Origin of the sequence: Pseudoxanthomonas sp. F11, from assembly GCF_037046485.1 — a bacterium.
Lineage (GTDB): Bacteria > Pseudomonadota > Gammaproteobacteria > Xanthomonadales > Xanthomonadaceae > Pseudoxanthomonas_A.
Window position 1 is genome coordinate 874866 of record NZ_JBANLZ010000001.1, and the last position, 26458, is coordinate 901323.

Sequence of the window (26458 nt, forward strand, 5' to 3'; positions counted from 1 at the left end):
GCACTCTACTGTGTCTTGCCGGGCGTTGCCGGCGGCGGGGTGGGTTGGGCCTGTTGCTGCCGCAGCTGCGCGCGGCGCTGCTCGATGCGCTGGCGGATGGCTTCCATCTGTTCGTCGCTGGTGGTCGCCGGAGCGGCGGGGGCGGGCGCAGCAGAGGTCGGCGCCGCCGCGTCCGCCGTCGCGGCCGGAGGCGGCACCGGTGTCGGTCCGGCAGGGATCGGTACTGGCGCGCTGTTGCCGCCGGTCGGGCGTGCAGCAGGCATGGGAGCGGCGGCAGGTGGCACGGCTCCCGTTCCGGTCATCACCGTGGGCGGCTGTCCGCCGGCACCATCGAACACCCGCAGCTCGAGTTCGCGGCGACCTTCCGGACCATCGAAGACGGCACGCCGTGGTGCCAGTTCGGTCAACCGCCAGCCGGGGAAGCCGGCCGGCGATTCGCCCAGCTTCACCCGCAGGCCCTCGCCGCCCTGCGCCGGCTGCACGATGGCCAGTTCCAGGCGGGGCGTGATCAGCACGCTGCTCAGCACCAGGTCGAAGGCCGGCGCGGCCGCTTCCTCGCCCGACAGGAAGAACGGCTTGGGACGCCGGTCTTCCGAGAACAAAGGCCGTTCGCCCACCATCGCGTACTGCGGCAACGGACCCAGGCGTTCCGGCGGCGCCGCGGGCAGTCGCGGCAGGGGCTGCACCAGGTCCGGGTCGGCAGGCAGCGGCGTGATCCGCCCGCCGAGCCCGAACATCGCCAGCACGGCGACCAGCAACGACCACCCCGCGACCACCGCGAGGATCCAGGTGCGGGCGTTCCAGGCGTCACGGCGCACGTGCGGGCTCCCGTGGGGCGGCCGGCGCCGGCTTGAGATAGCCGTACAGGTCGAAGTTCACGTCCAGGCCACCGGCCCCCGTCTCGCTTGCCTGGAAGGCGTAGCGCTGCGCCAGGATGTTGAGGTTCTCCACGAACAGGCGCGGACTGCCGGATTCGATCTGGTGCAGCACCGAGGCCAGCTCCGGTGCCCCGCACCGCAGGCGCACCTGCACCACCACGCGCGGGTAGATCTCGCGGCCGGTGAGGGCCAGCGGCGACTGGTTGGCGATGGCGCAGCTGCGGTTGCCCGGGCTGGCCTGCTTGACGATGGCTTCCAGTCGCTGCACCAGGCCGGCGGTGGCCAGTTCGACCGTCGCTTCCGGCAGGAAACCGGGGCGCTGCGCCTGCTGTTCCAGCGCCGCGGCCAGTTCGCGCTGCACCTGCGGCGCCTGCTGCAACTGGGTGCGGATGCGCAGTTCGCGTTCGCGCAGTTCCGCCACGCGACGGCCGGTCTCCTGCAGGGGCACGGTCCACCACGGGTGCACCAAAAGCAGGTAGCCCAGCAACAGGGCGCCCAGCAGCAGGGCCAGCGCCAGCCAGCGGTCGCGGTCAGTGATGGCCGGCGGCATCGGCGCCTCCCGCAGATGTGGCGGCGGACGGATCCTGCTTTCCCAGCAGTTCGGCGGTCAGGGTGAAGCGGTCCATGCGCGTACGCGGGTCCGGCTGCAGGGCACCGCTCAGCGCGGGGTTGCGCCACAGTGGAGACCCCTGCAGGCGTGCGACCAGCCCCGAGGCCTCCGGGCTGAAGCCGATCAGCGTCAGGCGATCGCCTTCGATGGCCAGCTTCTCGAGATAGGTGGTGTCGGGCAACCGGCGGGTGATTTCGTCCATCACTTCCAGCGCCGTCGGGCGCCTGGCACTGGTCTGGTTCAGGGTGGTGGTGCCGGCGACCAGGTCGACCAGTTGCTGGCGCTGTGCAGCCACCCGGCGCGCGGCGTCGGCGTTGGCCTCGACCTGCGCGGCGAATGCCTCGGCCCCGGCCTGCCGGTTGTCGAGCACCCGCCACGCCGCGAATACCAGCGCACACACGGCCACGGTCGCGAACACCAGGTGCAGGCGACGCTGGGGCGCCTGGCGCGCTGCACGCGCCTCCTCCGGCAGCAGGTTCACCCCCAAGGGCAGGCCATCGGCATCCTCGACATCGGCGCCCGCCAGGCCGCCGCCCAGCGCACCCAGTCCGGACAGGCCGGCGGCGAAGATCGCCTTCGGCACGGCGACCAGTTCCACGTCCAGCTGCCCGTCCTCGCGCACGCCCAGCACGCGCGCATCGAAGCAGGCCTCGTGCGCGGCGAACGGGGTCTGGCGGTCGATCTCGAAACGGACGACATCACGCAATCGGTCGGCCGCGGCGGACGGCAGCAGCAGCCTGCGCCTCAGCACCTTGTCGGCGGGCATCAGCCACCAGCGGGGCAGCTCGGCCAGGCGGGTGCCCAGCAGCGCGCGCAGTTCACCCGGCGTCACCGTGGCGGGCAGCCGCGCCAGCGCATGCCGGTGCGCGGCCTGCTGCCAGGCCATGGCCACCTCGTCTTCGTGGCGCTGGAAGAGCAGGCGGTCGCCGGTCAGGCCCAGCAGCACGCGCCAGCGGGCCGGCAACCAGGTCGCCAGCGCCTGTCCCCACCACGCCAGGAAACTGCGGGGCCCGGGACCGAGGCGCGCCCGGAACCGCTGCAGGGTGTCGCGTACGCCGCTCATTGTGGTGACGCGCCCTCCTCCCAGCGCAACAAGGTGTAGGCCGAACCCGGTACCGGGCTGGCCCCCGCGCGCACCACCGTCCGCAACGACGTCTCGCGGCCATCGGCCAGCCGCGCACGGCTCTCGATACTATACGTGCCGCTGCCGGTGCCGACGAGTTGCAGGGCGCCCGCGGCGCCGGCCGCTTCGCGCTGCGCCAGCCACGCCGTGGCATCCATGCCCATCGCCACCAGCACCGTCCCCTGCGCATAGGTGGCATCGGGTTGCCCGCGTCCCGAGTACAGGGTGAGGAACGGTTCCAGCCGCGCGTACAGATCGGGCGTCATGCCCAGCACCTGTTCCAACTCGGCGATGGTTTCGAAAGGCGCGTCCTTGGCGCCGTAAGGGCGGCCCGCCGCCGCATAGTCGCCATCTTCCGCCCCACCGACCGGTTGGCCGAGGTCGTCGGCATCGCGCCAGTCCACGATGGCCGCCGCCAGCGCGTCGCTGGCATCGGGCGGCTCGCCCAGCGCCTGCATCAGGCGGGACAGCAGCGGCACATCGGCCTGGTTCAGGTCGACCTTGCCGGTCTCGTCGATGATGCGCACTTGGACATCGTGCCCGTCGAATCGCCATGCGTAAGCGCGGCCGTTCGGTTGCCAGTGCGTTTCCGGATTGCGGTCCGCTACCCGCACCAGCGCATACTCCATGCCGGCCCGCGCGATCTCCTGCGCGATCGCACCGCGGCTGCCCACCCGGCCCTGCAGCGCCTCGATACGCGCCGTCAGCGCGTACGCACCCACCAGCGCGGTGAGCAGGGCCACCAGCCACAGCACCAGCAACAGCGCGGCGCCGCGCACGTCGCTCATGGCAGCACCGGGGCGTTGCTGCCCGACAGCGCGCCGCCACCAGCACCACCTTCGCTGCGTGCCAGCGTCACCACCAGGTCGGGCCAGCGCCCGCCCCGGACGGCTTCCACTTCCATCTTCACCTGCAACGGCAGCATCTCCGAGGTCTCCCACCGGTCCTGCCACGGCCCCAAGCGGTTGTCCGCATCCAGCCCGCGGTAGTGGAAGCGCACCACGCGCAGGCCATCGGCCAGCCGCTCCGCGCGCAGGCCGCGCGCCGCCAGATCCACGTCCTCCAGCGACGCCTCCGGCTGCGCCACCGCGAAGGCGACCCGCAGCTGGCCCGCCTCGTCGGCGACCACGTCATGCAGGTAGGGGCCGCCGTAACCCAGATAGTCGGGCAGGTCGGCCACGAAACGCATGCGCTGCGGCGACCCCAGGAACCGCGCCTGCCGCAGCGTGCCGCGGTCGGTCGCGAACACGATCGGCTGCGCCGAGGCCAGCCGTGCGCGCAGATAGCCGTGCACGGCGCGCATGCGCTCGCTGGCCTGCGCCATGTCCTCGCCGCGGGTGACCACCGCGGTGGACGAGCGCAGCGTGGCGAAGGCCAGCGCCAGCCCGGCCGCCAGCAGGACCAGCGCCAGCAGCACTTCGATCAGGGTGAAGCCCTGGGCGCGGCGCGATGTCATGGCGATGCCGCCTGGTTGATGTCGCGCGGCGCCAGGCGCAGCGTTCGCCACTGCAGCGCCTGTCCGCGGCCGTCGCCCCAGCGCACCTGCAGGCGCACGTCGAGCAGCTGCGGGGCGCCCGGGTCGCGCTGCGCACGCGCCGCCAGCGGATCGGCGAACGGCGCCACGTCCAGTTGCCAGCGGTAGCGGTCGCGTTCGAAACCGCCCTCCTGCCGCCCCGGCTGCAAGGCTTCGCCCGCACCCAGCTGCGCCAGCAGCGACTGCGCATGCAGGGTGGCGCGGCTGGCATCAGCGGAATCGCGCACCTGCCGCGTCGCCCCCGACAGCGAGCCCAGCAGCAGGGTCAGGGCCAGCGCCAGCAGCGCGAACGCCACGATGACCTCCAGCAGGGTGAACCCCTGCTGCCGCGCGGATGAGGGCGTGTTCATGGCGCACGCACCTCGTCGCGCAGCAGGCGCACCTCGCCGGTCAGCCAGCCGACGTCCACGCTCCATGCCGCGCGCCCGCTCGCCAGCGTGACCCGGCCCCCGGTCGAGCCACCGTCGGGGAAGAACAGGATGGCGCCCTCGCCCGCACGCGCCTGCGCTTCCCTCGCACCGGTGAAGCGCACCGCCAGCGACGCGTCGATGGCGCCGCGGCGGTCGCCCGCGGCTTCCCACTGGTGCGCGCGCGGATCGATGCGGAAACGCTGCGCCTGTCCGGTGGCGATGGCGCGCGCCCGCGTATACCGCAGCTGCGCGGCGATGTCCTTGGACTCGGACCGCAGGCGCATGCCTTCCATGCCGCCGGTGAAGACCATCGCCGCCAGCACCGCGGCGGCGGCCATCAGGGCCACCACCAGCAGGGTTTCGAGCAGGGTGAATCCGTCCTGCCGGGCACCTGCACGCCGCCCGCCGGGCGCGTGGGCATGCGAGGGGGCGCTGCGGCAGGCCACGACGGTGGGCGCCGGCGCTTACTCGTTCCGCAGGTCCGCGTCGACGCTGTCGCCGCCGGCCTTGCCGTCCGCGCCCAGGCTGATCAGGTCGAACCGCTGCGATTCGCCGGGGATGCGGTACTCGATCGGATTCTTCCAGGGGTCCAGCAGTTCGCTTTCCTTCGCATACGGCCCCAGCCAGCCGGCCACGTTGCCGGGCTGCGTCACCAGATCGGACAGCTGCGCGGGATAGCTGCCGGTGTCCAGCTGGTAGGTCTCGATCTTGCCGGACAGCGTCTGCAGCTGCGACTGCGCCAGCTTCACCTTGCCGCTGTCCGCACCGCCCATCACGCGGCTGCCGACCAGCACCAGGATGCCGCCGATGAGCACCAGCACGATGATGATCTCCAGCAGGCTGAAACCCTGCTGCGAGCGCGGCGAGCGGAATGCGGTCTGCGGGCGCGGATGGGACATGGTGCGGTTTCTCCGGAATTCAGTTGATGGCGCCGGTCAGATCGTACAGCGGGACCAGCACGGCGATGATGACCACACCCACGACCGCCGCCAGGACCAGCGTGATGGCGGGGACCAGGGCGGCCAGCATACGGTCCAGCACCTGAGCGGTTTCCTGCTCGAAGGTCTCGGCCGTCTTCAGCAGCATGCCGTCCAGCGCGCCCGACTCCTCGCCCACCTGGATCATCTGCAGGGCCAGTCGCGGGAAGCGCTTGCCCTTGCCCAGCGACGCCGACAGGCCGTGGCCGTTCTTGACGTCGTCGGCGGCGGCATCGACATCGGCGGCCAGCGCGCGGTTGCCCAGCACGTTGCGGGCGATGCCCAGCGCGGTCAGCAGTGGCACGCCGTTCTTCAGCAGCGTGCCCAGCGTGCGCGCGAGACGGGCGGTCTCCAGCCGCGCCAGCAGCGGGCCGGCCATCGGCCGTTCCAGCAGCCAGGCATCCAGTCGCGCGCGGAAAGCCGGGTCGCGGCGGCGCCGGTCGAACCACAGCACCGCCAGCGCGGGCACGGCGATCAGCACGAACCAGAAATCGCGGACGAAGGCGCCCAGCCACAACACCCCGCGCGTGAACCACGGCAGGGTGACGTCCAGGCTTTCGTACATCACCGCGAACTGCGGCACCACGTATCCCAGCAGGAACAGCAGCGCCAGCCCCACCACCACCAGCAGGATCGCCGGATACACCAGCGCATTCACCACGCGTCCCTTCAGCGCGCGGCTGCGCTCCAGGTAGTCGCCCAGCCGCTGCAGCGTGTCGTGCAGGCTGCCGCCGGCTTCGCCGGCACGCACCATGTTGATGTACAGCCGCGAGAACAGGCCATGCTGGCGGTCGAGCGCCGCCGACAGCGGCGCGCCGCCGCGCACGGCATCGCGGATGTCGGCGATCACGCGGCGCGCCTTCTCGTCCTCGGGCAGGTCCAGCAGGATGCCCAGCGCGCGGTCCAGCGGCTGGCCCGCGCCCAGCAGCGTGGCCAGTTGCTGGGTGAACTGCACCAGGCGGTCGCCCCCGAACGCGTTGGGACGCCACAGCTGCGTCCAGCTGCGGCCGGCACCGGCCACCGCAGGCACCGCTTCCACCGGCAGGTGTCCCTGTTCCTGCAGCCGCATCACGACGTCGGCGTCGCTGGCGGCCTCCATCTGGCCTTCCAGCATCTCGCCATGCGCGTTGAGGGCCTTGTAACGGTAGAGCGGCATGCCGATGGGAACCGGGAGAATGCGCCAACTTACCGCATTCGCCGGGGCATCGTCATGCGTGGACCCTGCAGGCGCCTCGGCCCGGGCATTCCGGGACCGAGGAGCCGCATGCCCGCTCAGGGCGCGGTGTAGCTGCCGCGCACGCTGACGTTGGCGAACTTCGTCTTGCCGACCAGCGACACGTAGTACGTGCCCGCCTGCGGACTGGCGATGTTGACCATCTCGTTGTTGCCGGGACGCGCCGAACGCAGATCGTAGTTCGATGCGGTGGCCGGACTTCCGAACTTCACGTACACATCGGCATTGCCGCTGCCGCCGTAGCTGATGAACGAGAGTTGGGTGGCCCCGGCCGGGACGACCAGCGCGTACTGCACCACCGCGTCCTTGGCACCGGTGTTGCCGCCCACCGCGACATTGTTGGTCAGGACGGTCGCCGCAGGCGGCTCGCCGCCGCCGATGACGGCCTGGACCGCCGCGGCCGCATTGACGATGCCCGCACCGATGGGGCGGTTCGCCGGCGGCGCCACGGGGAACGGACGCGCGGTGGACTTCAGGGTGGCCAGTACCTGCGCCGGCGTGAGCGGCGTCTCCGCCACGCTCTGCATCAACGCGACCACCGCCGCGACGTGCGGGGCCGACATCGACGTACCGCCCATGCCGAAGTAGGTCTCGGTAGTGGGAACGGTGGTGCCCGCATTGCCCGTGGACCACACGTAGCCGCCCGGGTTGCCGTCCACGCTGCCGCCACCGCCTGGCGCGGAGATGTCGACGCGCGTGCCGTAGTTCGAATACGAGGCGATGCCGCCGGTGATGCGCGTGGCGCCCACGGTGATGACGCCGACGCAGTTGCCCGGCGAATAACCGCTGACGTTGCCGGCGTCGTTGCCGGCCGCCACCACGACGGTGCTGCCGTTGGCGATAGCGATGTTGAAGGCATTCTGTTCCACCGCGCTGCACGCGCCGGAACCGCCCAGGCTGAGGTTGATGACTTCCGCAGGGTTGGCGTTGGCCGGAACGCCCGCGACCGTACCGCCCGAGGCCCAGATCACGGCATCGGAGATGTCGGACGTGTAGCCGCCACAACGACCCAGCACGCGTGCCGGCACGACCTTCGCATCGAATGCGCCTCCGGCCATGCCCTTGGCGTTGTTGGTCACTTCCGCGACGGTGCCCGCCACATGGGTGCCATGCCAGCTGCTGTCCTGCACCGGCGAGCCCGCGTAGCATTCGCCCGCCACCGGATTCCAGTCGCCCTCGTCGCGCGGATCGGCATCGCGCAGGTCGCCATCGCGGGACACGAAGGTGTCGCTGATGAAGTCGTAGCCGGGCAGGATGTTCGCATCCAGGTCGCTGTGCGCGGTGATGCCCGTGTCCAGCACCGCGACCACGACGCCCGCGCCGGTCGCACTGTCCCAGGCCGTCGGCAGGTTGATGCCACCGACCGGATCCTTGAAGTGCCATTGATACTGGTTGTAGTAGGTGTCGTTGGGTACCAGGCGCGCATAACGGCGCGCGTCCACTTCGACGAATTCGACATCGGGATCCGTCGCCAGCTGGCGCAGCAGGCTTTCGGCCTCCACGCGATCCAGCTTGCGCGAGGTCTTCACCAGTTCCGCGCCGATGCCGAGGCGGCGCAGCTTCGCGGCGCTCACCGCCTTGCCGTTCGCCGGACCCAGCGCGGCACGCGAGACAGCGCCGACCAACGAACGCTGCAGCGTTGCACTGCTGGTGCGCGCCGTGCTGCCGTCGCGGTACTTCACGATGAATCGATCATAGGTCTCGCCGTCGCGCAGACCCGCGGTACTGACATCGCCCGCCCAGGCGGAGCCTGCGACGCCCCCCAGCGCGAACATTGCGGCGAGTGCAGCAACCAACGGACGGCGACGCGAATTGCGGAAAGAAGAATAGGGATTCACTTGACCTGCTCCATGTCTACAAGGATGAACGAACTGGGTAACCCGTTTACCAACTGCTTACTCAACGACTTGCGACTTCCCTTTCAAGCGGATCGTGCAGGTACCCCTGTTTACCTGCCACGACACTCTTCACGCGATGAACACACGCCATTAACGCCTTGTTTTCAGCGGTTTTCGTCGCGTTGCATCGAACGTAGCAAATCTCTCGCAAATTGCACAACGCACGGGTAGTGTTCGATGACACGGAGTGTTTTTTGCATCATCTCGGGACAAGGGGATGGGGAATGCGGGAAGTGTTTTCCTTCGCGGCATCGCGCATTGCGGTTCCGCTTGCACGTCTTTTCTGCAGCATCGTGATGCTGCGTCTTTCGCATCCATTGCGGCGCGCCCCTGCCTCGCATTCCGCGCCACGCTCCCTGCTCCGATTTCCCGAGTCCATCGCTCCGTGCGCGCCGGCCATGCGTCTCCCCTGTCGCATGCCGCGCAGTCCGTTTCGCTGACGCAGTCCGCCTCGCATCTCCGTGCCGCCAGGCCCGGAGGCTGTCGTATTCCCCCGAAAACACAGAAAGAAGGACGTGATCCATGAACAGGATTTACAGCAAGGTGTGGAACCCTTCCCTTGGCATGCTGGTGGTGGCCTCGGAGCTCGCGCGACGCGCGCACGGCGTGATGTCGTCCGGTGCGCGCGTGCGTGCACGCCTGGGCGTGACGCTGCTGGCCTCGGCCCTGCTCGTGGGCATTCCCTTCGGCGCGGCATTCGCGCATGACAAGCAGAAGGGTCCGCCGCAGAACGACAAGCCGCAGATCGGAACGGGACCTGCCTACTGCGTGGATGCGCGCGGCAATCCGATCAAGGACGGTCGGCCGGGCGAGAACGCGGTGGCCTGCGGCGACGATGTCGATGCCTCCGGCCGACATGCGGTGGCGGTGGGCTACAAGAGCATCGCCAGCAAGGCCGGCGCCACCGCCATCGGCGGTTACGCGGAAGCCAAGGGCGTGAATGCGACCGCCGTGGGCTACGACAGCAGCGCGACCGCGCAGGGCGCGACGGCACTGGGCAGCCAGAGCACCGCCACGGGAGCGAACGCCACGGCCGTAGGCACGCAGGCCAACGCGACGGGCGCAGGCGCGAGTGCGGTGGGAACGGGAAGCAGCGCAACCGGCGCGTACGCCGGCGCCTTCGGCAGTGCGTCCACGGCGACGGGCACCCAGTCGCTGGCGGCAGGCCACACCAGCACGGCAACCGGCATTGCCACGGTGGCGGTCGGCGGATTCGCCAATGCTTCGGGCAGCTTCGACACGGCCGTCGGCTACGGTGCAGACGCCAGCGGTGGCGATAGCACGGCACTGGGCTCCGGCTCGCTCGCCACCGGCTACAACAGTGTCGCGGTCGGCGGTTCGCTGCTGGGCCTGCTGCCGACCGAGGCATCCGGCGACTTCTCGACCGCAGTCGGCGGTGGCGCATGGGCGCCGGGCACGAACGCGACCGCCATCGGCAATCTGGCTTCGGCGACCGCCGACAACAGCGTCGCGCTCGGCGGCGATTCCGTTGCCGACCGCGAGGACAGCGTGTCGGTCGGCAGCGCCGGCAGCGAGCGTCAGATCACCCACGTCGCCGCCGGTACCGAAGGCACCGATGCGGTGAACCTGGATCAGTTGAATGCGGTCGCCGAAGCCTCGGAGAACGCGACGCGCTACTTCAAGGCAAACGGGGCGAACGACGGCACCGATGACGCCACCGCCACCGGCGACTACGCCACCGCCTCCGGCTCTTCCGCGCTGGCGGAGGGCGTGGGTGCGACGGCGACAGGTTCCGGCGCGTTCGCACTGGCGAACGGCGCCACGGCAACCGGTTTCAACGCCACCGCCACCGGCACCAACAGTGTGGCCAACGGTGCGGGCGCGCAGGCCATCGGTGCAGGCGCCGTTGCGGTGGGCGGCCAGCGCCAGCTGTTCGACGAGAACGGTGACCCGGTGCTCGACGAGGACGGCAACCCGGTCTATGCCAGCACCGAAGCCACAGCGGACGATGCCACCGCCCTCGGCGCAGGCGCCGTTGCCAGCGAGGTCGGCGCGACAGCCTCGGGCGCAGGCGCGAATGCGTCGGGTGCGTACGCATCCGCGCTCGGTACGGAAGCCACCGCGTCCGGCACGCAGGCCACGGCCGTCGGCTTCCGCAGTGGCGCATCGGATGACGCCGCCACCGCCGTCGGCGGCTACAGCAGTGCCTCCGACTTCGGCGCCTCCGCGTTCGGCTATGGCGCCGAAGCCAGTGGCAACAGTGCCACGGCACTGGGCTTCGGAGCGGTGGCGAGCAACTTCGATTCCACCGCCCTGGGTTCGAACGCCGTGGCCAGCGGCGACAACAGCGTGGCCGTCGGCGGCGCGTTCTTCGGCTTCATTCCGACCGAGGCCTCCGGCGACTACTCGGTGGCGGTCGGTGGTGGTGCCTACACGCCGGGCTTCAATTCGGTGGCGCTGGGCAATCTGGCCACGGCCGAAGCCGACAACAGCGTGGCCATCGGCGGCGACTCGGTCGCCGATCGCGAGGACAGCGTGTCGGTCGGCAGCGCCGGCAGCGAACGCCAGATCACCCACGTCGCCGCCGGCACCGAAGGCACCGATGCGGTGAACCTGAATCAGTTGAATGTGGTGGCCGAAGCCTCGGAGAACGCCACGCGCTACTTCAAGGCCAATGGGGCCGACGATGGCACGGACGACGCCACGGCCACCGGCGACTACGCGACGGCGTCCGGTTCGGCCGCTTTGGCTGAAGGTGTCGGCGCGACCGCGACCGGCTCCGCTGCCTTCGCATTGGGCGACGGCGCGACCGCCACCGGCTTCTCCGCGACCGCCACCGGCAGCAACAGCGTCGCCACCGGCAGCAGCGCCGAGGCCAGCGGCGATTCCAGCATCGCCATCGGCGGGCAGGTAGACGCCTTCGATGCCGACGGCAATCCGATCAACGTCAACACCGTCGCTTCGGGCCTCGGGGCCACGGCCGTGGGTTCCGGCAGCCTGGCGTCGGGGCTGGGCAGTGCATCGTTCGGCGTGCTCAGCGAAGCCAGCGGCGAAGCGAGTTCCGCGTTCGGCTATGGCAGCACGGCGACGGGATCGTATGCGTCCAGCTTCGGCCATGCCAGCGGGGCCACCGGCGACTACAGCGTCGCCGTCGGCGGCCCGGCGGACCTGATTCCCGGTTTCGGCCTGCTGGTCTACACGCAGGCCAGCGGCTTCAGCGCGGCGGCCTTCGGCAGCGGCGCCATTGCGGCGGGCGACTACAGTATGGCGGCCGGCAGCCTGGCCGAAGCGTCGGGCCTGGAAAGCACGGCGGCTGGCTTCTTCTCCTACGCGCCGGGCGACTACGCCACCGCACTGGGTGCGGAATCCTGGGCCAGTGGCGACAACAGCACCGCGGTCGGCTTCTACAGCACGGCCCTGGGCGACAACAGCGTGGCGCTGGGCGCCAACTCGACCGCGGACCGCGACAACACCGTCTCGGTCGGCGATGTGGGCAGCGAACGCCAGATCACCAATGTCGCCGCCGGCACCGAAGGCACCGATGCGGTGAACCTGGATCAGTTGAATGCGGTGGCCGATGCCTCGGAGAACGCCACGCGCTACTTCAAGGCGAACGGCGCGAACGACGGCACCGATGACGCCACCGCGAAGGGCGACCACGCCACTGCCTCCGGCTCCGCCGCGCTGGCGGAGGGCGTGGGTGCGACGGCGACCGGTTCCGGTGCGTTCGCGATCGCCGATGGCGCGACGGCAACCGGCTTCAACGCCACCGCCACCGGCCGCAACAGCGTGGCCAACGGTGCCGGCGCGCAGGCCACCGGTGCGGGCGCGATCGCGCTGGGCGGCCAGCGCCAGCTGTTCGACGAGAACGGCGATCCCGTGCTCGATGAGGACGGCAATCCCGTCTATGCCAGCACCGAAGCCACGGCGGACGATGCCACGGCCCTGGGCGCGGGCGCCGTCGCGGGCGAAGTCGGCGCGAGCGCCGTGGGGGCTGGTGCGAATGCGTCCGGTGCCTACGCCACCGCCCTGGGCACCGAAGCCTCGGCAGCGGAAACGCAGTCCACGGCGGTCGGCTTCCGCAGCAGTGCGGGCGGACTGGCCTCGACCACGGTCGGCGGCTACAGCAGCGCGGGCGGGGATTTCGCCTCGGCGTTCGGCTACGGCGCCGATGCAGGCGGGAGCGGCGCGACGGCGGTCGGCGAAGGGGCCGCCGCCGGCGGCGATGAAAGCACCGCCGTGGGCGGCACCACCTTCTTCGGCCTCATCAACACACGTGCCAGCGGCACCGGCAGTTCGGCCTTCGGCAACGGGGCCTGGGCCACCGGCGAGTACAGCACTGCACTCGGCCACAACAGCTACGCGGATGGCGAAGAGAGCGTGGCCGTGGGCGTGAACGCCGTGGCCGGCGCAACCAACAGCGTGGCGATCGGCGCCAACTCCTGGAACGACCGCGACGACACCGTGTCGGTCGGCGATGTCGGTAGCGAACGCCAGATCACCAACGTGGCCGCAGGCACGGAAGGCACGGATGCCGTGAACCTCGACCAGCTGAACGCACTGGCCGAAGCGTCGGAAAACGCCACCCGCTACTTCAAGGCGAACGGTGCCGGCGACGGCAGCGACGACGCCACCGCGACCGGCGATTACGCGACCGCCTCCGGCGCGGCGGCGCTGGCGGAGGGCGTCGGTGCGACGGCGACGGGGTCCGGTGCCTTCGCGATCGCCAACGGCGCGACGGCCACCGGCTTCAACGCCACCGCGACCGGCGAGAACAGTGTCGCCAGCGGCGCAGGCGCGCAGGCGACAGGCGCGGGTGCCGTCGCGCTCGGCGGGCAGCGCCCGCTGTTCGACGAGAACGGCGACCCGCTGCTCGATGAAGACGGCAATCCGGTCTACGCCGGCACGGAGGCGACGGCCGACGACGCCACCGCGCTGGGGGCAGGCGCCGTCGCCAGCGACAGCGGCGCCACCGCCACCGGCGCGGGGGCCTCCGCGTCCGGCGCCTATGCCACCGCCAACGGCACGGAGAGTTCGGCGTCGGGATTGCAGGCGACGGCGGCCGGTTTCCGCAGCGATGCATCGGGCGATGGATCGGCGGCGATCGGCAGCTACAGCAGCGCATCCGCCTTCGCCGCCTCGGCGTTCGGCTACGGTGCGGAAGCGTCGCAGGAAAGCGCGACCGCGCTGGGCTTCGGTGCCGTCGCGAGCAACTACGACAGCACCGCGCTGGGTTCGAACGCCATCGCCAGCGGCGACAACAGCGTGGCGGTCGGCGGCGCGTTCTTCGGCTTCCTTCCGACCGAGGCGTCCGGCGACTACTCGGTCGCCGTGGGCGGCGGCGCGTACGCGCAGGGCGTCAACGCGGTGGCGGTAGGCAACCTGGCCAGCGCCGAAGCCGACAACAGCGTGGCGATCGGCGGAGACTCCGTCGCGGACCGCGAAGACACCGTCTCCGTCGGCAGCGCCGGCAGCGAGCGCCAGGTCACCAACGTCGCGGCCGGCACCCAGGCCACCGACGCCGTGAACCTGTCGCAACTGAGCTTCGTGGCCAGTTCGCTTGGCGGTGGCGCGGGATTCTCCGGCGGCGTGTTCATCGCACCCAGCTATACGATCCAGGGAACGTCGTACAACAACGTCGGTGCGGCCTTCACCGCGGTGGATGCCAAGCTCAACCAGCTGTTCGGCATGTATGACGAACTGAGCACCGGCGCAGCCGCATCCAGCGGCGGCACGCCGCCCACGCAGGCAAGCCAGGCACGCGCGACAGGTGGCAGCGAGACCGCATCCACGGGCACCGCCTCGACCGGTGGCGCGGCCAACGGACCGACGCGTGGAGCGACGGCCGGCGGCAACCAGGAAGGCGGCGGCGTCGCCAGCAGCCAGCCTGCCGCCACCGCATCGGCCGATCCTGCCGACGCTTCCGCCGCGGCAACGACGTATGCGGATGCGGGCGATGTCGCCACGCTCGAAAGTGCGCGCAGTTATGCCGATGCGGCGTCCGCCGACACCCTGGCCAGCGCGAAGGCCTACGCGGACTTCCAGGTCAAGGCGCTGGAAGACGACTTCAACGCCTTCCGGGGCGACGTCAACCGCCGGTTCTCGGAGCAGGACCGCCGACTGGACAGGATGGGCGCCATGAGTTCGGCGATGTTGAACATGGCCATCAATGCCGCCGGTAGCCGCAGCCCGCGCGGACGGGTCGCCGTGGGTGCCGGCTGGCAGAACGGCGAGAACGCGCTGTCGGTGGGTTATTCCAAGCCGATCGGCGACCGCGCGTCGTTCAGCATCGGTGGCGCATTCAGCGGCGACGAGAAGTCGGCCGGCGTGGGCTTCGGTATCGATCTGTAAACCACGGTCGCGCGACGAAGAAGGGCCCGGCGATGCCGGGCCCTTTCCTTGTGGGATATCCTCGGCTCAGTCGCAGTCCATGCGCCCTTTCGGCAGCACCCGCGGGTTGCCCATCGCGAACAGCGTGATCGGCCGTTCCCACATCTCGAACGAGGATACGCCCGGCGTCACGCCGCAGGTGCTGGCGTATTCGAAACGTTCGCCATCGGTGGAGACGTAGAGGTCGAACTTGATCGCGTCCGGCAACGTGCTGGAGACCATCAACGTGGTCTGGCCGGCGTCGCCGCTGCGGGTCCCGCGCAGGTTGCCCGCGCCCGGCTGCGCCGGCGCCCAGGACACCACCTTGCCGCCGACGACGTCCACCTGCAGGGCCAGTGCCGGAGAACCGCTGCCTATGGCGAAGCCCGGCGGCAGTTCGGCGCGGGCCAGCGTGCGCGCCGGCTTGTCCTTCGCGGCGACGGGCAGCAGCACCAGCGCCGCCGCGAACAGGCAGATCCGCATCCCGTCCTTCAGCATGGCTCAACCCTCCTCGGTGACGCGCAGCACTTCCTCGATCGTCGTCTCGCCGGCCAGCGCCTTGGCGATGCCGTCCTCGTACATGGTCTGCATGCCGGCGTCGCGCGCGAGCTGTTCGATCTCGCCCATGCCGGCGTGGCGCATGATGGCGCGGCGTATCTCGTCGTTCATCACCAGGAACTCGACGATGGTAGTGCGGCCCAGGTAGCCGGTCGGCGCGATGGCCGAGCCGCGCGGGCGGTACAGGAATATCTCGCCCTGCGGCTGGAAGCGGCGAAGCCCGAACTTCTCGATTTCCTCGGGCGAGGCAGCGTACTTCTCGGCATGCGTGGGCTCGAGCCGACGCACCAGGCGCTGGGCCAGGATGCCGTTGATGGTGGAGGTCATCAGGTATTCCTCCACCCCCATGTCGAGCATGCGGGTGATGCCGCCGGCCGCGTTGTTGGTGTGCAGCGTGCTGAGCACCAGGTGGCCCGTGAGCGCGGACTGGATGGCGATGCGCGCGGTTTCCAGGTCGCGCATTTCGCCGATCATGATGATGTCCGGATCTTGGCGCACGATGCTGCGCAGCGCATGGGCGAAGTCCAGCCCGATCTGCGGCTTGGCCTGGATCTGGTTGATGCCCTCGATCTGGTATTCGACCGGATCCTCGACGGTGATGATCTTCACGTCCGGCGTGTTGAGCTTGCTCAGCGCGGTGTACAGCGTGGTGGTCTTGCCCGAGCCGGTGGGGCCGGTGACCAGCAGGATGCCGTGCGGCTGCTGCAGCACCTTCTGGAACTGCGGCAGGAAGGCATCGGTGAAGCCCAACTTCTTGAAATCGAACACGACCGTCTCGCGGTCGAGCAGGCGCATCACCACGCTTTCGCCGTGGGCGGTGGGCACCGTGCTGACGCGCAGGTCCAGTTCCTTGCCCTGCACGCGCAGCATGATGCGGCCGTCCTGCGGCAGGCGGCGCTCGGCGATGTTGAGCCGCGCCATGATCTTGATGCGGCTGATCACTGCGGCAGTGAGGTTGGCGGGCGGACTTTCGCCCTCCTCCAGCACGCCGTCGATGCGGTAGCGCACCTTCAGGCGGTTCTCGAACGGCTCGATGTGGATGTCGGAGGCGCGCAGTTCGACCGCCCGCTGGATGACCAGGTTGACCAGGCGGATGACCGGCGCTTCCGATGCCAGGTCGCGCAGGTGCTCGACATCGTCCAGGTCCGCGGTGGCCTCGCCGTCGGCGTTCTCCACGATGGCGCCCATCGCGCTGCGGCCCTGGCCGTAATAGCGCTCGACCAGGTCGCTGATCTCCGAACGCAGCGCCACCCTGACACGCACATCGCGGCCGGTGGCCAGGCGCACGGCTTCCCGCGCGTAGGCGTCCTGCGGGTCCGCCATCAGCAGGTCGACGTGCGTTTCGTCCTCGCCGACCGGGCAGACATGGAACTGCTTGAGGAAACGGAGCGAAAGCGCCACCGACTCGGGCGGCACGTCGGGCATGTCCTTCGCCGTCACCAGCGGCAGCCCGAGCACCTCGGCGGCCGTCTCCGCATGGTCGCGCTCGGACACCAGCCCCAAGCGCGACAGCAGCGACAGCAGGTCGCCCCCGGTCTCGTCCTGCAGCCGCCGCGCCCGCCCCAGGTCGGCTTCCTTCAGCCGCCCGCGGGCCAACAGGGCCGCGACGATGCGTTCGTCGTCGGAAAGCGGGGTATCGAGCGCGGCAGCGTTCACGGGAGCCTCCTTCGGATTCCCGACTTTATCAGGTCGGCGTGCGTCGGCAGCCTGCGACCCGTCGTTCCGGGGAATTTTCGCCCCGGGGCCGCAGCGACCGGGCGCTGGCGGCAATGGCTGCCGTCGGCTTTCAACCCGACGCCAACTGATGGGTGGGGGCCGGTGAATCGCACCTTCGCGAAGACCTCGTGGGGTCACCCCCGAGAGAAAGCTTGTCAGTGAGATGGATACAACCAGCATTATCGACACCGGCCATTCGCTTGGCGAACGACAGAGGATCGCCCCTCATCACGACAACCTCCGAACTGCTCTCGCTCCAAATGTTAATTGCATGAACTTCGCTGAACCGCTAGAAATCGGAACACGAGGCAGGGATCGAAATGACCTGCCCCCAAGACCCGTACCAGTAGTTACTGACAAAGTCCGGCGTTGAAGGGTACCGCATTGTTGGCTTGCTGTGCTCTGTGATTGGCGGCGAATTGAGCCGGTGAGATGCGTCCGCAACTGCTGTGTGGCCGAACCTCGTTATAGTCCCGTCGCCACGCGGCGATGACGTCTCGGGCCTGGGTCAGTGAAGTGAACCATTGCTCGTTGAGGCATTCGTCGCGGAACTTGCCATTGAAGCTTTCGATGTAGCCGTTCTGCATCGGCCGGCCCGGCTCGATCAGCAGATGTTCGATGCCATGCCGCTGCGTCCAGGCGATGAAGACACGGCTGGTGAACTCCGGCCCATTGTCGGTTCGTACCGCGCGGGGATAACCGCGGAAGCAGGCGGCCCGATCCAGCACACGAACCACATAGGCACCGCTGATGCCGTGGTCCACGGCGATGTCGACGCTTTCGTGGCTGAAGTCGTCGGCGACGGTCAGGCACTTGAGTCGACGCCCATTGGCCAGCGCATCACTGACGAAGTCCATGCTCCAGACCGCGTTGGGCTGGCTCGCTGGCGACAGCGCTTGACGCTCGCTCGCCGGCCGCTTGGCTTTCCGGCGCCGGCGTACGGCCAGATCCGCCTCGCGGTACAGGCGGTAGATCTTCTTGTGGTTCACGTCGGGGAACTCCGGGCGCAGCAGGTCGTGCAGGCGGCGATAGCCAAACCGGCGGCGAACCTGGGCCAGTTCGATGATCCGGGCTGACAACGCCTGCGTGGCGGCCGTCGGCTCGGGCGGATGGCGGAAGGCGTCGCGGGACAGCCCCGCAAGGCGGCAGGCCCGGCGCTCGCTCACCGTCGTGAGTTCGAGCATGTGCCGGACCGCCTCGCGCTTGCGTTGCGGGGCTAGCGTTTTACCCCGAAGCCGACCTTCAGCGCCTCGATGTCCAGGTGCGCCTCGGCCAGCAGCCGCTTGAGCCGGTTGTTCTCCGCTTCCAGCTCCTTCAGACGCTTGGCGTCCTCGGCTTCCATGCCGCCGTACTTGGCCCGCCAGGCGTAGAAGCTGGCGGGGCTGAAACCGTTTTGCCGCGCCAGCTCGGACACGGCCATGCCGGCCTCGGCCTGTTTGATGAATCCGATGATCTGCTCGGTAGTGAAACGACTCTTCTTCATGTCCGTCCTCTTGGGTGACGGACTTTACAGCTTCACGTGGTACGGCTCAGCGGGGGCAGGTCACTTTAACGCCTATGGCGCGGCAGGTCTCTACGGCGTACCCGAGGGTGGAAGCCAGGTTGTCAACCACGTCCGTGCCACCGACATGGTTGGCGCGGCCAATCGGCATTTCGGCGAAACGCGCGTCTATGCTACGCAACAGGATATCGACATTCTGCTGCGGGGAGGATCGCTGCCCAGCCAGCAAAGCAGGTGGGACCTAATCGGCGATCTGCGCAAGATGGGCCCGGATATGACGCATGGTGCGGTCCAGTTCCACAGCGGACAGCGCAAGCCAGAAGAACTCGCCATCTATGGCCCCAACACGATCATCAACAGTGAGAACCGCGCGCTCTACGAGCAACACAAGCCCGAGTTCGATGCCTACCGGGAGAGCATCCGCTCGGCTGCGGAGGACGTGGCGCTGGCGACGAAGCTCACCGGCGCGGGCATCGCCTACACGTCCGCGATCGGCTCCCAGTACGTGATGCACAAGGTCCGGCACGGCCTGATGGGCAACGAAGTTCACGACGAGCTGAGGGCGCTTCGACTGGCGGCGCAACGCGCGACGGACGAGAGAAATCGCGACTTCGTGCCGCCCGATCGACCGCTGATCTACCGGGACAGTGCCGGCAGCCCCCTGGAGCAGATCGACGGGCGGATACAGGATCTTCGCCGCGCCCCCATGCGGGAAGACAGCCAGTGCAAGCCGGAGCGCGGAAGTGGCTGGCCCTCGCGGCCCGCCAGCGATTCCACACCGTCGCCGGTCTCGCTACGCGATGACCCCCTCGCCTACATCGACCGCATGGTGGCCGCCTACGACGCCGGCGACCTGGGCGGCTTCCGCCGGATGACTCAGGTTGCAGCCGACGATCCACATGCGAGGAGGGTAAGTGCGACTGCGACGGCCCAGGTGGATGCCGAAGAGCGGCAGCAGGCGCTGCTGGCACAGGCCGCCGAGCAACAAAGTGCGGAGCAGAGGCAGGTCACGGTGTCGGCCGGCATCGCACGCACGATCTGACGCCAACGCTGCCAAGGAAAGCAGGATGGACACCGACCGGATCACCGACCTCGTCGCCAGTGTGTCAGCCCTCATGGAGCGGTTCGAACGCCGTACGCAGCAGATCGAGGACAGCTTGCAGGCTGCGCACCGGCAGCTCCACGAGCTCTCGCAACAATTGCCTGAAACGCTCCGTCGGGCTGCCGATACGGAAATGCAGCATCTGCGGGGCAGTGTCGTGAGCGCCGTCGATGCGGGCATCGGACAATCCGTCTCGATCTACCAGACACGTCTGGAAACGTCGGGACAGGATGTGCGGCAAGCCTCGCATGCACTGGCGGCGCAGATCCATGCCGCGCGTACCCTCCATCGGCATCTGCTATGGCAGGTCGTCGGCGTCTGTCTTGCCAGCCTCGCCCTGATCGTTCTGGGCGGCGGCTGGCTTTCCAGCCACTACTACGACGAGATCCGCCGCCACCAGCTATCGGCGCAACTGCTGAAAGCCTATGACGCCGCCGACGTGACCCTGTGCGATGGCAGGCTGTGCGCCAACATCGACCCGAAAGGCGAAGCGTTTGGCGAGGAGGACCAATATCGTCCGGTCCGGGACCGCCCGTGAGCGCCCGGACCGGCAACCCTCAACGCCTGCTCACCCCACCCACACCCGCGCGTTGCGGAACATGCGCAGCCACGGCGAGTCTTCCGGCCAGCCGGCCGGGTGCCAGCTGTGGTTGGCGCTGCGCGGCGTGCGCTCGGGGTGCGGCATCAGGATGGTGGCGCGGCCGTCGTCGCTGGTCAGGCCGGTGATGCCGTCGGGCGAGCCGTTGGGATTGAGCGGATACGCCGTCGCGATCACGCCATCGCCGTCCACGTAGCGCAGCGCCACGCGCGCCGCAGCCTGGTCGACCGGACCGGCGAACGAGGCGCGGCCTTCGCCGTGCGCCACCGCCACCGGGATGCGTGAGCCGGCCATGCCGCGGAAGAACACCGACGGCGACTCCTGCACTTCCAGCAGCGCCGTGCGCGCTTCGAACTGTTCGCTCTGGTTGCGCAGGAACACCGGCCAATGCTGCGCACCGGGGATGATGTCCTTCAGCTGGCTCATCATCTGGCAGCCGTTGCAGACGCCCAGCGAGAACGTGTCGGTCCGCGCGAAGAACGCCGCGAAGGCCTCGCGCAGCGCACTACGCTCCAGGATGGAGGTCGCCCAGCCACGCCCCGCACCCAGCACGTCGCCGTAGCTGAAACCGCCGCAGGCGGCCAGGCCGCTGAAGTCCGCCAGTGATACGCGGCCCGCGATCAGGTCGCTCATGTGCACGTCGAACGCGTCGAAGCCGGCACGGGTGAACGCCGAGGCCATCTCGATCTGGCCGTTGACGCCCTGCTCGCGCAGGATCGCCACCTTCGGGCGCTTGCCCGTGGCGATGAACGGCGCGGCGACATCCTCGGTGGCATCGAACGACAGTTTCGGCTTCAGGCCGGTGCGCCCGAACTGGCGTGCGATTTCGCGCTCCTGGTCGGCGGCCTCGGGGTTGTCGCGCAGCTTCTGCATCGCGTGCGTGACCGACCACCAGGCATCGAACAGCTCTTCCCAGCGCCATTCGGCCAGAACGTCGCCGTCCTGCTGCACGCGGATCGTCGCCGCCGTGGTCGGGCGCGCGATGCGCTGCGCGCATTCGGTCAGCGCATGGCGCTCGACCAGGTCGGCGAAGGCCGCGCGATCCTCGTCGGCCACCTGCACCACCGCGCCCAGTTCCTCGGCGAAGAGCGTGCGGAACGCATCGTCGCCCCACCCGTCCAGGCTGATGTCCAGCCCGCGATGCGAGGCGAACGCCATTTCGCACAGCGTGGCAAACGCGCCACCGTCGCTGCGGTCGTGGTAAGCCAGCAGCAGGCCGGCTTCGCGCGCATCGGCGATCAGGTGGAAGAAGTCGCGCAAGCGCTGCGGATCGTCCAGGTCCGGCACGCTTTCATCACGGCCGTCGCCGGCGAACGCCGGCCATGCGCCATCGCCGCCCGACTGCGGATACACCTGCGCCAGGACGGAACCGCCGAGCCGCTTCTTGCCCGCGCCCAGGCCGATCAGCCACAGTTCGCTGTCGTCTTCGCGCGACAGCAGCGGAGTCAGCTGCTGGCGCACGTCGGTGACGGGCGCGAACGCGCTGATGATCAGCGAGACCGGCGACACCGACTTCTGCGCCTGGCCGTCGCTGTGCCATTGCGCCTGCATCGACAGCGAGTCCTTGCCGACCGGAATGCTGATGTCCAGCTCCGGACACAGTTCCATGCCGACGGCCTTCACCGCATCGAACAGCAGCGCGTCTTCGCCCGGATGGCCGGCGGCGGCCATCCAGTTGGCCGACAGTTTCACCCGGTGCAGCGATTCAACCGGCGCGGCGCACAGGTTGGTGATGGCTTCGCCCACCGCCATGCGGGCGGCGGCGGCGGCGTCGAGCAGCGCCAGCGGGGTGCGCTCGCCGATCGCCATCGCTTCGCCGACAAAGCCTTCGTAGCCGCTCAGCGTGATGGCGCAGTCGGCCACGGGCATCTGCCAGGGGCCGACCAGCTGGTCGCGCGCGGTCAAGCCGCCGATGCTGCGGTCGCCGATGGTGATCAGGAACTGCTTGGCCGCCACGGTCGGATGCGCCAGCACGCGCAGGCCGGCTTCATGCAGGTCCAGGTCAGCCGTCTGCAACGCGGGCCACTTGGGCGGCGCCGGGTGCGCGGTGTCGCGATGCATCTTCGGCGGCTTGCCGAACAGCACGTCCATCGGCAGGTCGATGGGATAAGCCCCTCTCCCCTCGGCGACCGAAGGAAGTCCCTGCGGGAGAGAGGGGTTGGGGTGAGGGGAACCGGAGCCGGTGATGGCGGAACCACCCTGACCTTCGTCGCCCCTCATCCGGCGCTGCGCGCCACCTTCTCCCGTAGGGAGAAGGGAAGCATCGTCCAAGGCGCCGTAGCCCACTACAAGTCGCTCTTCCTTCGTGGCCACGCCGACGGCCGCGAACGGGCACCGCTCGCGTTCGCAGATCGCCGCGAATTCGGCCAGCCGCGCCTGTGGCACGCCCAGCACGTAGCGTTCCTGCGACTCGTTGCACCACAGCTGCATGGGCGACAGCGAGGGATCGTCGCTGGGCACCCTGCCCAGGTCGATCACGCCGCCCACGCCGGAGTCGTGCAGCAGTTCCGGGATCGCGTTGGACAGACCGCCCGCGCCGACGTCATGGAACCACAGGATCGGGTTGTCCTCGCCCATCGCCACGCAGCGGTCGATGACTTCCTGGCAGCGGCGCTCCATCTCCGGGTTGTCACGCTGCACGCTGGCGAAATCCAGATCCTCGGCGCTCTCGCCCGAGGCGACCGAACTGGCCGCGCCGCCGCCCAGGCCGATCAGCATGGCCGGGCCACCCAGCACGATGACGGCGTCGCCGGGCGACAGTGTCTTCTTCTCCACCTGGATGCGGTCGATCGCGCCCAGGCCACCGGCCAGCATGATCGGCTTGTCGTAGGCGCGGGTCAGCGCCTCGCCCTCCGGCAGCTCGAAGCTGCGGAAATAGCCCAGCAGGTTCGGCCGGCCGAACTCGTTGTTGAACGCGGCGCCGCCCAGCGGGCCATCCAGCATGATGTCCAGTGCCGGCGCCATGCGCGGGTTCAGCGCGCGCGGCGCCTCCCAGGGCTGGGGCAGCGTGGGGATGCGCAGGTGCGAGACCGAGAAGCCGGTCAGGCCGGCCTTGGGCTTGCCACCGCGGCCGGTGGCGCCTTCGTCGCGGATCTCGCCGCCGGCGCCGGTGCTGGCGCCGGGGAACGGCGCGATCGCCGTGGGGTGATTGTGCGTTTCCACCTTGATGCAGAACGCCGAGTCGACGCTCGCCTCGACCCGGTACTGGCCGCTGCCGTCCGGGCGGAAACGCGCGGCCGGGTAGCCTTCCAGCACGGCCGCGTTGTCGCTGTAGGCGCTGAGCGTGTGCTCGGGCGTCTGCGCGTGGGTGTGCTTGATCATCCGGAACAGGGAACGGTCCTGTTCCTTGCCGTCGATGGTCCAGCTGGCGTTGAAGATCTTGTGCCGGCAGTGCTCGGAATTGGCCTGCGCGAACATCATCAGCTCGACGTCGGACGGATCGCGACCCAGCTCGGCGTAGCGCGTGCGCAGGTAGTCGATCTCGTCGTCGGCCAGCGCCAGGCCCAGGCGCGCGTTCGCGGCCTCCAGCTGCGCCAGCGGGATGCGCTCCAGTTCGCCGCGCGCGGGCGCGGTGAACAGGGCCTGCGCCTGCTCGCGGCTGGCGAGCAGGGACTGCGTCATCGGGTCGTGCAGCGCCTTGGCCAGCGCGTGCGACGCATCGTCCCAGCCTTCCAGGTCGATGCGCAGGCCGCGCTCGACGCGCTTCACCGGCTGGCCGGCGCCGCGCAGCAGCTCGGTGGCCTTGCTGGCCCACGGCGACAGCGTGCCCAGGCGCGGGGTGACGAAGCGGGAAACCGTGCCGTCCGCCTGGGGGACGTCGCCCTCGTTGGCCTGCAGGACGCGCCGCAGGGTGGCCAGGTCCGGGCTGGCGCCCGGGTCGACCTCGACGAAGTACACGTGCCAGGCGCCGCGGACACGGACGGCGGGGGCGATGGACTGGAGCTTGGATTCGAGCCGCGCGCGGCGGAAATGCGACAAGGCCGATTGGCCTTCGAGGACGATCATGTCCGGGAACCGTGGGGGCGTGCCGTCAGGACGGGGCCCGCTATTGTAGCGAAGCCGGCGCTGGGCCGGCTTCTCTGGCATCAGGGCGCGGCGCCCGCGGCGGCGGCCGGGGTCTTTTTCGCCGCCAGCTCGTCCAGTTTGGCCCGCAGGGCGGCCGGCGGCAGATAGCCGCCCAGCTGGACGCCTTCGGCCGAATAGATGGCCGGGGTGCCGCTCACGCCTACCCGCTGGCCCACGTCGTACTCCATCGTCACCGGGTTCTTGCAGTCGCGCGGCACGACCGGCTTGCCGGCCTTGGCGTCGGTCAGCGCGCGCTTGCGGTCGGGGGCGCACCAGACCGAGATCATGTCCTTGTGGTCCTGGCTGCCCAGGCCCATGCGCGGGAACGCCAGGTACTCCACGGCGATGCCGAGGCGGTTGAGCTCGCCCACTTCGCCATGCAGCTTGCGGCAATAGCCGCATTCGATGTCGGTGAACACGGTGACGGTGTACTTGGCGTTCGGCGGCGCGAACACGATGCGTTCGGCGTGCGGGATGGTGGCGATCAGCTTGCGGCGATGCTCGGCCAGCGCGGGGCTGTTCTGCATCAGGTCTTCCTGCGCCTCCAGATCGAGCACGGCACCCTGCATCAGGTAGCGACCGTCGTCGCTGACATAGAGCAGTTGGCCGCCGGCGATGACCTCTCGGAAGCCCGGCAGCGGCGCCGCACCCACGTATTCCACCTTGGCACGGGGGTTGAGTTTGGCGATCGCGGCCCGGGCGCGGTCCTCCGCCGAACCGCTGGCGGCGGTCGACGCCGTCGCCGGCTTGGCCGCGGTCGGCTTGTCGGCGGCAGGCGCTTGCGGGGCCTGCGCGCACGCGGTCAGGCTGAGGGCGCCCAGCAGGGCGGCGGTGATCAGGCGGGGCATCAGGAGCATCCGGTGGAGCCGCGGCGCGGCAGGTGGCGGAGAGAAGTGCCGATTCTGGCACACGGCGACGGGCGGCCGGCTTAACCGGCCGCAAGCGTGACCGGGTTCATGCGCGCGGGTGGTGGCGGCCGTGCAGCTGCTTGAGGTGTTCGCGCGCCACCAGGGTGTAGATCTGCGTGGTCGACAGCGAGCTGTGTCCCAGCAGCAGTTGCAGGGCGCGCAGGTCGGCGCCGCGGTTGAGCAGATGGGTGGCGAAGCTGTGCCGCAGTCCGTGCGGGCTGATGCGGGCAGGGTCGATGCCGGCCACCGCCGCATAGCGCTTCACCAGGGTCCAGAACTGCTGCCGGGTCGGCGGTTCGCCCCCCGTGCCGAGGAACAGCGACGGCACACTGCGTTTCCCGGCGAGGGCGGGACGCGCCTGCGCCAGGTAGGTTTCCAGCCAGTGCTGCGATTCCTCGCCCAAGGGCACCAGCCTGTCCTTGCTGCCCTTGCCGGTGACCCGCAGCACACCCTGGCGCAGGTTGACCGCGGTGGCCGGCAGGTGGACCAGCTCGCTGACACGCAGGCCCGCGGCGTACATCAGTTCCAGCATCGCGCGGTCGCGCAGGCCGAGCGGCGTGGCGGTGTCGGGCGCGGCCAGCAGCGCGTCGATTTCGGTTTCGGTCAGCGCCTTGGGCAGCGAGCGTGGCAGGCGCGGCGGGTCCAGCAGGGCGGTCGGATCGTCGCGCCGCAGCCCCTGCCGCAGCCGATGGGCGAAGAAGGCCCGCAGGGCCGACAGCAGGCGGGCGTTGCTGCGCGGCGAATAGCCCTGGCGGGTCCGCCAGGCCAGGTAGTCGAACAGGCCCGCGCGATCGGTCGCAGCCAGTCCGCCCCCGCGGCCGTCGCGCCAGCGGGCGAAGCCCTCCAGGTCGCGCCGGTAGCTGTCCAGCGTGGGTCGCGCCAGCCCGCTCTCGGCCCAGATCGCATCGAGGAAGGCGGCGATGTCGGCGGCATCCGTATCCGGGACCGGAGGCAGGGCGCTCGCCTGCTGGCGGCGTTCGGCGGGCGTGGGGGCAGTCATGCGGCAAGCTTAGGCG

At 69.8% G+C, this 26458-nt stretch carries 19 protein-coding genes; 3 read left to right on the forward strand and 16 right to left on the reverse strand.

Going from position 1 to position 26458, the window contains the following annotated elements; translation table 11 throughout:
* Positions 1-5 precede the first annotated feature (5 nt).
* From V8246_RS04305 to V8246_RS04350, 10 genes are all read right to left on the reverse strand, one after another.
* A complete protein-coding gene (locus tag V8246_RS04305) occupies positions 6-818 on the reverse strand; it encodes a hypothetical protein (protein ID WP_336188053.1) in 813 nt (270 codons plus the stop codon).
* A complete protein-coding gene (gspM, locus tag V8246_RS04310; protein ID WP_336188054.1) occupies positions 808-1428 on the reverse strand; it encodes a type II secretion system protein GspM in 621 nt (206 codons plus the stop codon). The genes V8246_RS04305 and gspM overlap by 11 nt, the downstream gene beginning before the upstream one ends.
* Entirely contained in the window at positions 1409-2551 is a 1143-nt protein-coding gene (locus V8246_RS04315; RefSeq protein ID WP_336188055.1) for a PilN domain-containing protein, read from the reverse strand. Before V8246_RS04315 ends, gspM begins: the two co-directional genes overlap by 20 nt.
* A complete protein-coding gene (locus tag V8246_RS04320) occupies positions 2548-3399 on the reverse strand; it encodes a type II secretion system minor pseudopilin GspK (RefSeq protein ID WP_336188056.1) in 852 nt (283 codons plus the stop codon). Before V8246_RS04320 ends, V8246_RS04315 begins: the two co-directional genes overlap by 4 nt.
* Positions 3396-4067 carry a prepilin-type N-terminal cleavage/methylation domain-containing protein gene (locus tag V8246_RS04325; RefSeq protein WP_336188057.1) on the reverse strand — a complete coding sequence of 224 codons (672 nt, stop codon included), beginning with the start codon at positions 4065-4067 and terminating at the stop codon, positions 3396-3398. The genes V8246_RS04320 and V8246_RS04325 overlap by 4 nt, the downstream gene beginning before the upstream one ends.
* A complete protein-coding gene (locus V8246_RS04330) occupies positions 4064-4495 on the reverse strand; it encodes a prepilin-type N-terminal cleavage/methylation domain-containing protein (RefSeq protein ID WP_336188058.1) in 432 nt (143 codons plus the stop codon). Before V8246_RS04330 ends, V8246_RS04325 begins: the two co-directional genes overlap by 4 nt.
* Entirely contained in the window at positions 4492-4923 is a 432-nt protein-coding gene (locus tag V8246_RS04335) for a GspH/FimT family pseudopilin (protein ID WP_336188330.1), read from the reverse strand. Before V8246_RS04335 ends, V8246_RS04330 begins: the two co-directional genes overlap by 4 nt.
* 96 nt (positions 4924-5019) lie before the next feature.
* Positions 5020-5454, reverse strand: coding sequence for a type II secretion system major pseudopilin GspG (gene gspG, locus V8246_RS04340; RefSeq protein WP_162109023.1), 435 nt, complete (start codon positions 5452-5454; stop codon positions 5020-5022).
* A gap of 19 nt (positions 5455-5473) precedes the next feature.
* Positions 5474-6688, reverse strand: coding sequence for a type II secretion system F family protein (locus V8246_RS04345; RefSeq protein WP_336188059.1), 1215 nt, complete (start codon positions 6686-6688; stop codon positions 5474-5476).
* A 116-nt stretch (positions 6689-6804) separates the two neighbouring features.
* On the reverse strand, positions 6805-8541 hold the full coding sequence (locus tag V8246_RS04350) for a S8 family peptidase (RefSeq protein WP_336188060.1): 1737 nt from the start codon (positions 8539-8541) through the stop codon (positions 6805-6807).
* A 645-nt stretch (positions 8542-9186) separates the two neighbouring features.
* Here V8246_RS04350 and V8246_RS04355 point away from each other — a divergent pair.
* Positions 9187-14976, forward strand: a complete 5790-nt coding sequence (locus tag V8246_RS04355) for an ESPR-type extended signal peptide-containing protein (RefSeq protein ID WP_336188061.1) — start codon at positions 9187-9189, stop codon at positions 14974-14976.
* A 66-nt stretch (positions 14977-15042) separates the two neighbouring features.
* On the opposite strand, the gene V8246_RS04360 is transcribed toward V8246_RS04355, so the two are convergent.
* The 3 genes from V8246_RS04360 to V8246_RS04370 all read right to left on the reverse strand — a co-directional run bounded on the left by V8246_RS04360 (position 15043) and on the right by V8246_RS04370 (position 18751).
* Entirely contained in the window at positions 15043-15492 is a 450-nt protein-coding gene (locus tag V8246_RS04360) for a hypothetical protein (protein WP_336188062.1), read from the reverse strand.
* 3 nt (positions 15493-15495) lie between these two features.
* On the reverse strand, positions 15496-17208 hold the full coding sequence (gspE, locus tag V8246_RS04365; protein ID WP_336188063.1) for a type II secretion system ATPase GspE: 1713 nt from the start codon (positions 17206-17208) through the stop codon (positions 15496-15498).
* Between the two features lie 410 nt (positions 17209-17618).
* Positions 17619-18751, reverse strand: a protein-coding gene (locus V8246_RS04370) for an IS3 family transposase (RefSeq protein ID WP_336188064.1) whose coding sequence is annotated in 2 segments (ribosomal slippage) — positions 17619-18496 and positions 18496-18751 — 1134 coding nt in all. Because the reading frame shifts where the segments join, the coding sequence is not laid out codon by codon here.
* Between V8246_RS04370 and V8246_RS04375 the strand changes: the two genes are divergently transcribed.
* Both V8246_RS04375 and V8246_RS04380 read left to right on the forward strand, forming a co-directional pair.
* Complete coding sequence (locus V8246_RS04375; protein ID WP_336188346.1) at positions 18750-19811, forward strand: hypothetical protein; 1062 nt, start codon at positions 18750-18752, stop codon at positions 19809-19811. The genes V8246_RS04370 and V8246_RS04375 overlap by 2 nt on opposite strands.
* A 25-nt stretch (positions 19812-19836) precedes the next feature.
* A complete protein-coding gene (locus V8246_RS04380) occupies positions 19837-20409 on the forward strand; it encodes a relaxation protein (RefSeq protein WP_336188065.1) in 573 nt (190 codons plus the stop codon).
* A gap of 30 nt (positions 20410-20439) precedes the next feature.
* Here V8246_RS04380 and purL read toward each other — a convergent pair whose 3' ends face one another.
* The 3 genes from purL to xerD all read right to left on the reverse strand — a co-directional run bounded on the left by purL (position 20440) and on the right by xerD (position 26442).
* Positions 20440-24474 (reverse strand): phosphoribosylformylglycinamidine synthase, encoded by a 4035-nt coding sequence (purL, locus tag V8246_RS04385; protein WP_336188066.1) that lies wholly within the window; start codon positions 24472-24474, stop codon positions 20440-20442.
* Positions 24475-24554: 80 nt separating this feature from the next.
* A complete protein-coding gene (locus V8246_RS04390) occupies positions 24555-25382 on the reverse strand; it encodes a thioredoxin fold domain-containing protein (RefSeq protein ID WP_336188067.1) in 828 nt (275 codons plus the stop codon).
* Positions 25383-25488: 106 nt separating this feature from the next.
* Positions 25489-26442 carry a site-specific tyrosine recombinase XerD gene (gene xerD / locus V8246_RS04395; protein ID WP_336188068.1) on the reverse strand — a complete coding sequence of 318 codons (954 nt, stop codon included), beginning with the start codon at positions 26440-26442 and terminating at the stop codon, positions 25489-25491.
* Positions 26443-26458: the final 16 nt, after the last annotated feature.

What these genes read in the sequence shown, in the direction of transcription:
- gspM (WP_336188054.1), bottom strand. Translation starts at nt 1,428, where the DNA reads ATGCCGCCGGCCATCACTGACCGCGACCGCTGGCTGGCGCTGGCCCTG.
- V8246_RS04315 (WP_336188055.1), bottom strand. Translation starts at nt 2,551, where the DNA reads ATGAGCGGCGTACGCGACACCCTGCAGCGGTTCCGGGCGCGCCTCGGT.
- V8246_RS04320 (WP_336188056.1), bottom strand. Translation starts at nt 3,399, where the DNA reads ATGAGCGACGTGCGCGGCGCCGCGCTGTTGCTGGTGCTGTGGCTGGTG.
- V8246_RS04325 (WP_336188057.1), bottom strand. Translation starts at nt 4,067, where the DNA reads ATGACATCGCGCCGCGCCCAGGGCTTCACCCTGATCGAAGTGCTGCTG.
- V8246_RS04330 (WP_336188058.1), bottom strand. Translation starts at nt 4,495, where the DNA reads ATGAACACGCCCTCATCCGCGCGGCAGCAGGGGTTCACCCTGCTGGAG.
- gspG (WP_162109023.1), bottom strand. Translation starts at nt 5,454, where the DNA reads ATGTCCCATCCGCGCCCGCAGACCGCATTCCGCTCGCCGCGCTCGCAG.
- V8246_RS04345 (WP_336188059.1), bottom strand. Translation starts at nt 6,688, where the DNA reads ATGCCGCTCTACCGTTACAAGGCCCTCAACGCGCATGGCGAGATGCTG.
- V8246_RS04350 (WP_336188060.1), bottom strand. Translation starts at nt 8,541, where the DNA reads ATGTTCGCGCTGGGGGGCGTCGCAGGCTCCGCCTGGGCGGGCGATGTC.
- V8246_RS04355 (WP_336188061.1), top strand. Translation starts at nt 9,187, where the DNA reads ATGAACAGGATTTACAGCAAGGTGTGGAACCCTTCCCTTGGCATGCTG.
- V8246_RS04360 (WP_336188062.1), bottom strand. Translation starts at nt 15,492, where the DNA reads ATGCTGAAGGACGGGATGCGGATCTGCCTGTTCGCGGCGGCGCTGGTG.
- V8246_RS04375 (WP_336188346.1), top strand. Translation starts at nt 18,750, where the DNA reads ATGTCCGTCCTCTTGGGTGACGGACTTTACAGCTTCACGTGGTACGGC.
- V8246_RS04380 (WP_336188065.1), top strand. Translation starts at nt 19,837, where the DNA reads ATGGACACCGACCGGATCACCGACCTCGTCGCCAGTGTGTCAGCCCTC.
- purL (WP_336188066.1), bottom strand. Translation starts at nt 24,474, where the DNA reads ATGATCGTCCTCGAAGGCCAATCGGCCTTGTCGCATTTCCGCCGCGCG.
- V8246_RS04390 (WP_336188067.1), bottom strand. Translation starts at nt 25,382, where the DNA reads ATGCCCCGCCTGATCACCGCCGCCCTGCTGGGCGCCCTCAGCCTGACC.
- xerD (WP_336188068.1), bottom strand. Translation starts at nt 26,442, where the DNA reads ATGACTGCCCCCACGCCCGCCGAACGCCGCCAGCAGGCGAGCGCCCTG.